Here is an 11,724-nt window from a genome sequence, read left to right as displayed (position 1 = left end):
ATGCCGAAGATTGTTATTCTGCCTCATCAGGATCTTTGTCCGGATGGCGCAGTTCTGGAAGCTGAGACCGGTGAAACCATTCTTGACGTTGCGCTGCGCAACGGCATCGAGATTGAACACGCCTGTGAGAAATCGTGCGCCTGCACCACCTGTCACTGTATTGTACGTGAAGGCTTCGACTCCTTGCCGGAAAGTTCGGAAGAAGAAGACGATATGCTGGATAAAGCGTGGGGGCTGGAGCCGGAAAGTCGACTGAGCTGCCAGGCCCGCGTTACCGACGACGATCTGGTTATCGAAATTCCACGTTACACAATCAACCATGCGCGTGAGCATTAACAGAGGGTAGTATGGGACTCAAGTGGACCGATAGCCGCGAGATCGGCGAAGCGTTATACGACGCATATCCTGATGTCGATCCTAAAACCGTTCGTTTCACCGATCTGCATCAGTGGATCTGCGAACTGGACGATTTTGACGACGACCCTAACGCATCCAATGAAAAAATTCTGGAGGCGATTCTGCTAGTCTGGTTGGATGAAGCAGAGTAAGTCAAATAACGGGCTGCCCTACGGCGGCCCGTTTGCTAATAAGGAAAATAACAATGACAGAAGCCATGAAAATTACGCTTTCCACGCAGCCTGCCGATGCGCGCTGGGGCGATAAAGCCACTTACAGTATTAATAACGACGGTATTACCTTGCATCTTAACGGTAAAGACGATCTGGGGTTGATCCAGCGTGCGGCGCGTAAAATCGACGGCCTGGGAATAAAACAGGTCGCGCTGACAGGCGAAGGATGGGATACCGAGCGTTGTTGGGCATTCTGGGCGGGTTACAAAGGACCAAAAGGCGTCCGTACCGTAATGTGGCCGGATTTAGACGATGCCCAACGTCAGGAGCTGGATAACCGCCTGACTATTATTGACTGGGTGCGCGACACCATTAATGCTCCGGCGGAAGAGCTTGGGCCGGAGCAACTGGCGCAGCGCTCGGTGGATCTGCTGTGTAGCGTCGCGTGCGATAGCGTCACTTACCGTATCACCAAAGGCGAAGATCTGCGCGAGCAGAACTATATGGGGTTGCATACCGTAGGCCGTGGTTCTGAGCGTCCGCCGGTGCTGCTGGCGCTGGATTACAACCCGACGGGAGACAAAGATGCGCCGGTTTATGCCTGCCTGGTCGGTAAAGGTATTACCTTTGACTCCGGCGGCTACAGTATCAAACAAAGCGCTTTTATGGACTCAATGAAATCCGATATGGGCGGCGCGGCGACAGTAACAGGCGCGCTGGCGTTCGCCATTACCCGTGGGCTGAATAAACGCGTAAAACTGTTCCTGTGCTGTGCCGATAATCTGATCAGCGGCAATGCGTTTAAACTGGGCGACATTATTCGCTACCGTAATGGTAAGAATGTCGAAGTCATGAATACCGATGCGGAAGGGCGACTGGTGCTGGCGGATGGCCTGATTGACGCCAGCGCACAACACCCGCAGCTAATCATTGATATGGCGACGTTAACCGGCGCGGCGAAAACGGCGCTGGGTAACGACTACCATGCGCTATTCAGTTTTGACGATACGCTGGCGGGGCGCTTGCTGACCAGCGCGGCGCAAGAGAATGAACCGTTCTGGCGTCTGCCGCTGGCGGAGTTCCACCGTAACCAGCTGCCGTCTAACTTTGCGGAACTGAACAACACCGGCAGCGCGGCGTATCCCGCAGGGGCAAGCACCGCCGCGGGTTTTCTGTCGCACTTTGTTGAAAATTACCGCGAAGGTTGGCTGCACATTGACTGTTCCGCCACTTATCGCAAAGCGCCGGTTGAGCAGTGGGCTGCCGGGGCAACCGGTCTGGGTGTGCGCACCATCGCGAATTTGCTGACCGCCTGAACGGTGTTTTTGTAGGCCGGGTAAGCGAAGCGCCACCCGGCATTTTGCCTGATGGCGACGCCGTGCGTCTTATCAGGCCTACAACCCATATACATAATTTGTGATTCCTATGTCCGAAACTAAAAATGAATTAGAAATCTTGCTGGAGAAAGCGGCGACTGAGCCCGCGCATCGTCCGGCATTTTTCCGTACCTTACTGGAGTCCACCGTCTGGGTGCCGGGCAGCGCTGCCGAAGGCGAGGCGATAGTGGAAGACAGCGCTCTGGATTTGCAGCACTGGGAAAAAGAAGACGGCACGACCGTCATTCCCTTCTTTACTTCTCTGGAGGCGCTGCAGCAGGCCGTGGAAGACGAACAGGCGTTTGTGGTGATGCCGGCGCGCACGCTGTTTGAAATGACGCTTGGCGAAACGTTATTCCTCAACGCTAAATTGCCGACCGGCAAAGAGTTTATGCCGCGTGAAATCAGCCTGCTTCTCGCTGAGGAAGGCAGTCCGTTAAGTACGCAGGAAGTGCTGGAAGGCGGCGAGTCGCTTATTTTATCCGAAGTGGCCGAGCCGCCGTCGCAGATGATTGATTCCCTCACTACGCTGTTTAAAACCATCAAACCGGTGAAACGCGCGTTTCTCTGCGCGATTAAAGAACATGCGGACGCCCAACCCAATCTGCTGATTGGCATTGAGGCTGACGGCGAAGACGGCGAAATTGAAGAGATCATTCACGCGGCGGGCAATGTGGCGGCCGACACGTTACCGGGTGACGAACCGATCGATATTTGTCAGGTGAGGAAGGGCGAGCAGGGTATCAGCCACTTTATCACCGAGCATATCGCGCCGTTCTACGAGCGCCGCTGGGGCGGGTTCCTGCGCGACTTTAAACAGAATCGCATCATCTGAAGAAAAGAAAGCCGCCCAACAGGGCGGCCTCCTGGCTTACCTGCTCTGGACGTTGAGCGTTACGGGAACAGAATTACCTGGGTAGCTTCTGTCTGCGTGAAGACACAACGTGCCAGAAACAAGAAGCACGACACAAAAGCATCGTACCTTCAGTTGCGGTCCTTGCGAAGACCGCATCACGGCAGTACCGCTGGCGATAATGCCGTGATAGCAGGCACTACGGTGTGCCTGCGCTTACGGCCATGGGTTATCCTCTCCTGAAGCCAGCGCCCGTTTGCGAGACGGCGGAAAGGGCCGGGAAAGATAATACCTCAAATGTTGAATAGTTTCCCGGTAAATTATATTGACATTTGCTCCCTTAAAAGGGAGTATTAATCCCCTACGGTGTGCCTGCGTTGCTATGGCAACAAAGCCTGCTGGAAAGGCCGCGAACCGGACCAGCACAAAAAAACCGCTCAATTGAGCGGTTTTTTTGTGGCCTGCTTAAACAGAATTTATGTAGATTCGTTTTACATCAGCCTGAACGGTAGGCCGGATAAGCGTGAGCGCCATCCGGCATGGCAGATATTAAGCGGGTTCAACCGGTAAATCGGTACGCGCGCCCCATTCGCTCCACGCGCCGTCGTAAAGCGTGACGTCAGGCACATCCAGCGTGGCGAGCGCCAGCACCACGACCGCGGCCGTCACGCCGGAACCGCAACTGGCGATAATCGGTCTGTCGAAACTCACGCCGTGGCTGAAAAAAACCTCATTCAGTTCGTCAGTGGTCTTTAATTCGCCCTCATACACCAGTTCCGTCCACGGGACGTTTAGCGCGCCAGGAATGTGTCCGCGCCTCAGTCCGGGACGTGGTTCATCAGCCTGAGCGTTAAAACGCGCCGCCGGACGCGCGTCAACGATTTGCGCGGTTTTTTCATGGCTTGCCAGCAATACGTCGGTGAGACGCACCACGGCTTGCGGCGTGAATTTGGCCTCAAACTCGCCTCCTTCATGCGCTTCCTCGCCTTCGCGCAATAGCCATTCGTCGCGCTGCCAGCCCGCCAGTCCGCCCGCCAGAATGGACACTTTCTCGGCACCGAACGTGCGCAGCATCCACCATGCCCGCGGAGCGGAGAACAGATTGCCTTCATCGTATATGACCAGGTGTTTATCCTGGCGAACACCCAGTTCACGCATGGCCACCGCAAACGCTTCCGGGCGCGGCATCATATGCGGCAGCGGCGATGCGCGATCGGAAAGCGCTTCAATATCAAAAAACAGCGCGCCGGGAATATGTCCGGCGCGATATTCGCCCGCCATATCACGATGTTCCTGTCCTGGCGGCGCCATACGGGCGTCAAGAATCTGTATTTCCGGATCATCAATATGTTCGGCAAGCCAGTCGGCGGCGACAAAAAAGGCGGTGGTCATGGGCATCTCCATTGTTACCTGATTATGGACAAATTGTCGGACGTTTCCCGAAAAGGGACAAGTAGAAGAGGCTGTTTTGGCTGGCGAAACCACATTTCTGCGTAAAATTTTCGCATCATCACAGTAATACGGACTTACACAATAAAATTTCTCGCGCATAATATCTCATCAACCGTTGCTGACAGGCCGTTAAGGCCAGGGATGAAAGATGAAACATTTACGCGTGGTGGCCTGCATGATCATGCTGGCGCTGGCGGGATGCGATAACAACGATAAAACCGCCCCGACGACTAAAAGCGAAGCGCCAGCCGTAGCGCAGCCCTCGCCCGCGCAAGACCCGGCACAGCTACAAAAGCTGGCGCAGCAAAGCCAGGGCAAAGCGCTCACGCTATTAGACGCCTCCGAAGCGCAGCTCGACGGCGCGGCGACGCTGGTGTTGACGTTTTCAATTCCTTTAGATCCTGAACAGGATTTCTCCCGTGTGGTTCACGTGGTTGATAAGAAAAGCGGCAGCGTTGACGGCGCATGGGAGCTGGCGCCAAATTTAAAAGAGCTAAGGTTACGTCATCTGGAACCTGAACGCGTGCTGGTGGTCACGGTTGATCCCGCCGTTAAAGCGCTGAATAACGCCACCTTCGGCAAGTCTTATGAAAAAACGATTACCACGCGTGATGTCCAGCCCAGCGTCGGCTTTGCCAGCCGGGGATCGCTGCTACCGGGGAAAATCGCGGAAGGACTGCCGGTCATGGCGCTTAACGTCAACCACGTTGATGTGAACTTTTTCCGCGTTAAGCCCGGATCGCTGGCGTCATTTGTCAGCCAGTGGGAGTACCGTAGTTCTCTCTCTAACTGGGAGTCCGACAATCTGCTGAAAATGGCGGATTTGGTTTATACCGGTCGTTTTGATCTTAATCCGGCGCGCAATACGCGTGAGAAACTGCAGCTGCCATTAAGCGATATTAAGCCGCTGCAACAGGCGGGCGTATATGTGGCGGTAATGAATCAGGCTGGACACTACAACTATAGTAATGCCGCTACGTTGTTTACCCTTAGCGATATCGGCGTGTCCGCGCACCGTTACCATAATCGGCTGGATATCTTTACGCAAAGCCTGGAAAACGGCGCGGCGCAGTCGGGAATTGAGATCGTTCTTCTGAATGATAAAGGGCAGACGCTGGCGCAGTCGACGAGCGACGCGCAGGGACATGTGCAACTGGAAGCTGATAAAGCGGCGGCGCTATTACTGGCGCGTAAAGAGGAGCAGACCACGCTGCTCGATCTCACGCTTCCGGCTCTGGATCTGTCGGAATTTAATGTCGCTGGCGCGCCCGGCTACAGCAAGCAGTTCTTTATGTTCGGCCCGCGCGATCTCTACCGACCGGGCGAAACGGTTATCCTCAACGGATTACTGCGCGATAGCGACGGTAAAACGCTGCCCGATCAACCCGTTAAGCTGGAAGTGGTAAAACCAGACGGACAGGTGATGCGTACCGTCGTCAGCCAGCCGGAAAACGGGCTATACCGTTTGAATTATCCGCTGGATATCAACGCGCCGACCGGCTTGTGGCATGTCCGCGCCAACACCGGTGATAATTTGCTACGGAGTTGGGATTTCCACGTGGAAGACTTTATGCCGGAGCGGATGGCGCTCAACCTGACGGCGCAAAAAACACCGCTGGCGCCTGCGGATGAGGTGAAATTCTCCGTTGTCGGCTATTACTTGTATGGCGCGCCTGCTAACGGCAATACCCTGCAAGGGCAACTTTTCCTGCGTCCGCTGCGCGACGCTGTCGCGGCGTTGCCTGGCTTCCAGTTCGGCAATATTGCTGAAGAGAATCTTTCGCGCAGCCTGGACGAAGTTCAACTGACGTTGGATAAAGGCGGACGTGGTGAAGTGAGTGCTGCCAGCCAGTGGCAAGAAGCGCATTCGCCGCTGCAGGTAATTCTACAGGCCAGCCTGCTGGAGTCTGGCGGTCGTCCGGTCACTCGTCGCGTAGAGCAGGCGATTTGGCCTGCCGATACGTTACCGGGAATTCGTCCACAGTTCGCCGCCAAAGCGGTATACGACTACCGTACGGATACCACCGTTAATCAACCGATTGTCGACGAAGACAGCAACGCCGCATTCGATATTGTTTACGCCAACGCGCAGGGCGAGAAAAAAGCGGTGTCTGGTTTACAGGTGCGGCTCATCCGCGAGCGTCGCGACTATTACTGGAACTGGTCGGAAAGCGAAGGCTGGCAGTCGCAGTTTGATCAAAAAGATCTGGTAGAGGGCGAGCAGACGCTGGATCTGAACGCGGATGAAACCGGAAAAGTCAGCTTCCCGGTGGAATGGGGCGCGTACCGTCTGGAGGTCAAAGCGCCGAATGAGACGGTCAGCAGCGTTCGTTTCTGGGCCGGCTATAGCTGGCAGGATAACAGCGACGGTAGCGGCGCGGCGCGTCCGGATCGCGTCACCCTCAAACTGGATAAAGCGAATTATCGTCCAGGCGACACCATGAAATTGCATATCGCCGCGCCGGTCGCCGGTAAAGGTTATGCGATGGTGGAGTCCAGCGATGGTCCGCTGTGGTGGCAGGCGATCGATGTGCCGGCACAAGGTCTGGAGCTCACGATTCCGGTGGATAAAACCTGGAATCGCCACGATCTCTATCTCAGTACGCTGGTGGTGCGTCCTGGCGATAAATCTCGTTCCGCGACGCCAAAACGCGCCGTGGGGTTACTACACCTACCGCTGGGGGATGAAAACCGCCGCCTCGATCTGGCGCTCGAAAGCCCGGCTAAAATGCGCCCGAATCAGCCGCTCACCGTCAGGGTGAAAGCCAGTGTTAAACACGGCGAAATGCCAAAACAGATCAACGTGCTGGTCTCCGCAGTCGATAGCGGCGTATTGAATATCACCGATTACGCGACGCCGGACCCGTGGCAGGCGTTCTTCGGTCAAAAACGCTACGGTGCGGATATCTACGATATTTACGGCCAGGTCATTGAAGGGCAGGGGCGGCTGGCGGCGTTGCGTTTTGGCGGCGATGGCGACGACCTTAAGCGCGGCGGAAAACCGCCGGTAAACCATGTCAATATCATCGCGCAGCAGGCGCAGCCGATCACGCTCAATGAGCAGGGCGAAGGGGTCGTAACGCTGCCGATTGGCGACTTTAACGGCGAACTGCGGGTTATGGCGCAGGCATGGACAGCGGACGATTTTGGTCGTGGCGAAAGCAAAGTTGTTGTCGCCGCGCCAGTGATTGCCGAGCTGAATATGCCGCGTTTTCTGGCGGGAGGGGATGTTTCGCGACTGGTGCTGGACGTCACCAATCTGACCGACCGCCCGCAGACGCTGAATATTGCGCTCGCCGCCAGTGGGTTACTGGAACTGCTTAGCCAGCAGCCGCAACCGGTCAACCTGGCGCCGGGCGTGCGCACCACCTTATTCGTTCCGGTACGCGCGCTGGAAGGTTTGGGCGAAGGCGAAATCCAGGCGACCATTAGCGGTCTGAATCTGCCGGGAGAAACCCTCGGCGCGCAGCATAAGCAGTGGCAAATCGGCGTGCGTCCGGCCTGGCCTGCCCAAACGGTAAATAGTGGCATTGCGCTGGCGCCGGGAGATAGCTGGCATGTACCAGAGCAGCATCTGGCAAACGTCTCGCCAGCCACGTTGCAGGGACAACTGCTGTTAAGCGGAAAACCGCCGCTCAATCTGGCGCGCTACATTCGCGAGCTGAAAGCATATCCGTACGGGTGCCTGGAACAAACCGCCAGCGGGTTATTCCCGGCGCTGTACACCAATGCCGCTCAATTGCAGACGCTCGGTATTACCGGCGATAGTGATGAAAAACGGCGCGCCGCGGTGGATATCGGCATCTCCCGGATACTACAGATGCAGCGTGATAATGGCGGTTTTGCGCTATGGGATGAAAATGGGGCGGAAGAGCCCTGGCTAACGGCCTACGCGATGGATTTCCTCATTCGCGCGGGCGAACAGGGATATAGCGTCCCGCCGGAGGCCATTAACCGGGGCAATGAGCGACTGCTGCGCTATCTGCAGGATCCCGGCACGATGCTGATTCGTTATAGCGATAATACTCAGGCCAGTACTTTTGCCGCTCAGGCTTACGCCGCGCTGGTACTGGCGCGTCAGCAGAAAGCGCCGCTCGGCGCGCTGCGCGAAATCTGGGAGCGCCGTAGTCAGGCGGCTTCAGGACTGCCGCTGATGCAATTGGGCATCGCGTTAAAAACGATGGGTGATGCCAGACGCGGCGAAGAGGCCATTACGCTGGCGCTGAATACGCCGCGTCAGGACGAACGGCAATGGATAGCGGATTACGGCAGTTCTCTGCGCGATAACGCTCTGATGTTGTCGCTACTGGAAGAGAACAACCTCAGACCGGACGCGCAAAACGCGCTATTAAGCTCGCTTTCTGAGCAGGCCTTCGGTCAGCGCTGGCTCTCTACCCAGGAGAACAATGCCTTGTTCCTCGCCGCGCATTCGCGACAGGCCAGCGCGGGCGCCTGGCAGGCGCAGACCTCGTTAGAGGCGCAGCCGCTGTCGGGCGACAAGGCGCTGACCCGTAATCTGGATGCTGACCAGCTGGCCGCCCTTGAGGTGACGAACACCGGTAGCCAGCCGCTATGGCTGCGTCTGGATAGCAGCGGCTATCCCTCATCTGCGCCTGAGCCTGCCAGCAACGTTTTGCAGATTGAACGACAAATACTGGGGACCGATGGTCAGCGCAAATCGCTGTCCTCGTTGCGTAGCGGCGAACTGGTGCTGGTCTGGTTAACGGTAGTGGCCGATCGCAATGTGCCGGATGCGCTGGTGGTGGACCTGCTCCCGGCCGGACTGGAGCTGGAAAACCAGAATCTGGCTGACAGCAGCGCCAGCCTGCCGGAGAGCGGTAGCGAAGTGCAAAATCTGCTTAATCAGATGCAGCAGGCGGATATTCAGTATATGGAATTCCGCGACGATCGGTTTGTGGCTGCCGTCGTTGTCAATGAGGGCCAGCCCGTGACGCTGGTCTACCTGGCGCGCGCGGTAACGCCGGGGACGTACCAGCTTGCGCAACCGCAGGTGGAATCGATGTACGTGCCTCAGTGGCGGGCAACCGGCGCGAGCGAGGGGCTGCTGATTGTGACGCCTTAAATGAACGGTTGGCGTGGTAAACATGGCCGCTGGCTGTGGCTGGCGGGCGCGCCGCTTTTTATTTTCCTGGCGTTATGGGCGGCGGATAAACTCTGGCCGCTGCCGCTCAATGAGGTCCATCCTGCGCGGGTCGTGGTAGCCCATGACGGTACGCCGCTGTGGCGCTTTGCCGACGCCGGGGGGATCTGGCGTTATCCGGTGACGATTGAAGAGGTCTCTCCCCGTTACCTGGAGGCCTTAATCAATTACGAAGATCGCTGGTTCTGGCGGCACCCTGGCGTTAACCCTTTCTCCGTCGCGCGCGCGGCATGGCAGGATCTTACCGCCGGGCGCGTTATTTCCGGCGGCAGTACGCTGACTATGCAGGTGGCGAGACTGCTGGACCCACATTCGCGCACGTTCGGCGGTAAAATCCGCCAGCTTTGGCGCGCCCTCCAGCTTGAATGGCATTTGTCCAAGCGCGATATCCTGACGCTGTACCTGAACCGCGCGCCGTTCGGCGGCACGCTACAGGGTATTGGCGCTGCAAGCTGGGCCTACTTCGGCAAGCCGCCCGCGCGCCTGAGTTACGCTGACGCGGCGCTGCTGGCCGTATTGCCGCAGGCGCCGAGCCGGTTACGCCCCGACCGCTGGCCTGCGAGAGCCGAAGCGGCACGAAATAAAGTGCTGGATCGGATGGCGGCGCAGGGCGTCTGGCCTGCCGAAACGGTACGCGAGTCGCGTGAAGAGCCGGTCTGGCTGGCGCCGCGTCAAATGCCGCAACTGGCGCCGCTTTTTGCCCGAATGATGTTGAGTAAAAGCCAGAACGACAAAATTGTGACCACGCTGGACGCCGGGTTGCAGCGGCAACTGGAAGATCTGGCGCGGGCATGGAAAGGGCGGCTGCCGGCACGCAGTTCGTTGGCGATGATCGTCGTCGATCATACCGATATGAGCGTGCGCGGCTGGGTAGGATCGGTAGACCTTAATGACGACAGCCGTTTTGGTCATGTCGACATGGTAACGGCGATCCGATCGCCGGGATCGGTACTCAAACCCTTTGTGTACGGTCTGGCGCTGGATGACGGCCTGATCCATCCCGCATCATTATTACAGGACGTTCCGCGCCGCACCGGAGATTACCGCCCGGGAAACTTCGACAGCGGATTTCACGGCCCGGTCAGCATGAGCGACGCGCTGGTACGCTCGCTGAATCTGCCTGCCGTTCAGGTGCTTGAAGTCTATGGGCCGAAACGATTTGCGGCAAAACTGCGTAACGTCGGCCTGCCGCTATATTTGCCTGCTGGCGCGGCGCCCAATCTTTCGCTGATTCTGGGCGGCGCGGGCGCGCGGCTTGACGAGATGGCGGCGGCATACAGCGCGTTCGCTCGTCATGGGAAAGCGGCGAAACTACGGTTACAGCCGGACGATCCGCTGTCGGAAAGACCATTAATATCGCCGGGAGCGGCGTGGATCATTCGACGGATTATGGCGGATGAAGCGCAACCCTTGCCGGATAACGTGCTGCCACGCATTGTGCCGTTGGCGTGGAAAACCGGCACCAGCTACGGCTATCGCGATGCGTGGGCTATTGGCGTTAACGCGCGCTATATCATCGGTATCTGGACAGGCAGGCCCGACGGCACGCCTGTGGTGGGGCAATTTGGTTTTGCCAGCGCGGTGCCATTGCTTAACCAGGTCAATAATCTGTTACTGGCGCATACGGGACGCCTGCCGGAAGATCCGCGTCCGCAGACGGTAAGCCGCGGCGTCATTTGCTGGCCGGGCGGACAGACTCTGCCTGCCGGAGACAGCAACTGTCGCCGCCGACTGGCGACATGGCTGCTTGATGACAGCCAGCCGCCCACGCTGCTGTTACCTGAGCAGGAAGACATCAACGGTATTCGTTTCCCGGTCTGGCTGGATGATACGGGGCGGCGTGTCGCTGCCGACTGTCCGCAGGCGCGTGCGCATACGTTTATCGTCTGGCCGCGGCCGCTGGAGCCGTGGCTGCCGCCTGCGGAAAGACGTAGCGCCCGCTTGCCCGCGGCGTCCGCTCACTGTCCGCCGCTACAGGGCAATGATGCCGCGCCGTTAATGCTGTCAGGAGTGAGGGATGGCGCGGTGATCAGGCAATTGCCAGGCCAGGAAAACGTCACGCTGCCCGTCTCGACTACCGGCGGTAAAGGGCGTCGCTGGTGGTTTTTAAATGGCGAGCCTGTTAATGGCGAAAATAATCGTCTTTCTTTATTACTCAATATCGCTGGACGTTATCAACTTGTCGTAATGGATGAGTCCGGTCAGGTTGCAGCGGTTAATTTTGAATTAATACGTTAACAACTCTTCAGAATAAATTATGAATTTCATTTAATTTAAAGTTAATGAGAATTATTAATTTTCCGGAATTACCCT

The 11,724-nt window shown here is 57.3% G+C and carries 8 protein-coding genes; 6 read left to right on the top strand and 2 right to left on the bottom strand.

Annotation, left to right across the window (positions count from 1 at the left end; genetic code table 11):
* The 4 genes from fdx to sseB all read left to right on the top strand — a co-directional run bounded on the left by fdx (position 1) and on the right by sseB (position 2,780).
* Positions 1-336, top strand: coding sequence for an ISC system 2Fe-2S type ferredoxin (gene fdx, locus NA197_RS16390; protein ID WP_001124466.1), 336 nt, complete (start codon positions 1-3; stop codon positions 334-336).
* Between the two features lie 11 nt (positions 337-347).
* Complete coding sequence (gene iscX / locus NA197_RS16385) at positions 348-548, top strand: Fe-S cluster assembly protein IscX (RefSeq protein WP_000523621.1); 201 nt, start codon at positions 348-350, stop codon at positions 546-548.
* A 53-nt stretch (positions 549-601) separates the two neighbouring features.
* Positions 602-1,885, top strand: coding sequence for an aminopeptidase PepB (pepB, locus tag NA197_RS16380; protein WP_000133546.1), 1,284 nt, complete (start codon positions 602-604; stop codon positions 1,883-1,885).
* A gap of 109 nt (positions 1,886-1,994) precedes the next feature.
* Positions 1,995-2,780, top strand: a complete 786-nt coding sequence (sseB, locus tag NA197_RS16375) for an enhanced serine sensitivity protein SseB (protein ID WP_023219892.1) — start codon at positions 1,995-1,997, stop codon at positions 2,778-2,780.
* A gap of 36 nt (positions 2,781-2,816) precedes the next feature.
* Here sseB and timP read toward each other — a convergent pair whose 3' ends face one another.
* Positions 2,817-2,957: a small toxic inner membrane protein TimP gene (gene timP, locus NA197_RS16370; RefSeq protein ID WP_262958682.1), complete on the bottom strand. Its 141-nt coding sequence runs from the start codon at positions 2,955-2,957 to the stop codon at positions 2,817-2,819.
* Positions 2,958-3,347: 390 nt separating this feature from the next.
* Positions 3,348-4,190 carry a 3-mercaptopyruvate sulfurtransferase gene (sseA, locus tag NA197_RS16365; protein ID WP_000205251.1) on the bottom strand — a complete coding sequence of 281 codons (843 nt, stop codon included), beginning with the start codon at positions 4,188-4,190 and terminating at the stop codon, positions 3,348-3,350.
* A 208-nt stretch (positions 4,191-4,398) separates the two neighbouring features.
* On the opposite strand from sseA, the gene NA197_RS16360 reads away from it, so the two are divergent.
* A complete protein-coding gene (locus tag NA197_RS16360; RefSeq protein WP_023217134.1) occupies positions 4,399-9,333 on the top strand; it encodes an alpha-2-macroglobulin family protein in 4,935 nt (1,644 codons plus the stop codon).
* Positions 9,334-11,649 carry a peptidoglycan glycosyltransferase PbpC gene (gene pbpC, locus NA197_RS16355; RefSeq protein WP_064043288.1) on the top strand — a complete coding sequence of 772 codons (2,316 nt, stop codon included), beginning with the start codon at positions 9,334-9,336 and terminating at the stop codon, positions 11,647-11,649.
* The last annotated feature ends 75 nt before the right edge of the window (positions 11,650-11,724 follow it).

Source organism: Salmonella sp. NW884 (assembly GCF_051700745.1).
Classification (GTDB): domain Bacteria; phylum Pseudomonadota; class Gammaproteobacteria; order Enterobacterales; family Enterobacteriaceae; genus Salmonella; species Salmonella enterica.
This window is presented reverse-complemented; position numbering and strand designations above follow the sequence as displayed.

Bases quoted from the DNA above. Each gene is read 5' to 3' on its own strand.
- fdx (WP_001124466.1), top strand. From the start codon at position 1: ATGCCGAAGATTGTTATTCTGCCTCATCAGGATCTTTGTCCGGATGGC.
- iscX (WP_000523621.1), top strand. From the start codon at position 348: ATGGGACTCAAGTGGACCGATAGCCGCGAGATCGGCGAAGCGTTATAC.
- pepB (WP_000133546.1), top strand. From the start codon at position 602: ATGACAGAAGCCATGAAAATTACGCTTTCCACGCAGCCTGCCGATGCG.
- sseB (WP_023219892.1), top strand. From the start codon at position 1,995: ATGTCCGAAACTAAAAATGAATTAGAAATCTTGCTGGAGAAAGCGGCG.
- timP (WP_262958682.1), bottom strand. From the start codon at position 2,957: ATGCGGTCTTCGCAAGGACCGCAACTGAAGGTACGATGCTTTTGTGTC.
- sseA (WP_000205251.1), bottom strand. From the start codon at position 4,190: ATGACCACCGCCTTTTTTGTCGCCGCCGACTGGCTTGCCGAACATATT.
- NA197_RS16360 (WP_023217134.1), top strand. From the start codon at position 4,399: ATGAAACATTTACGCGTGGTGGCCTGCATGATCATGCTGGCGCTGGCG.
- pbpC (WP_064043288.1), top strand. From the start codon at position 9,334: ATGAACGGTTGGCGTGGTAAACATGGCCGCTGGCTGTGGCTGGCGGGC.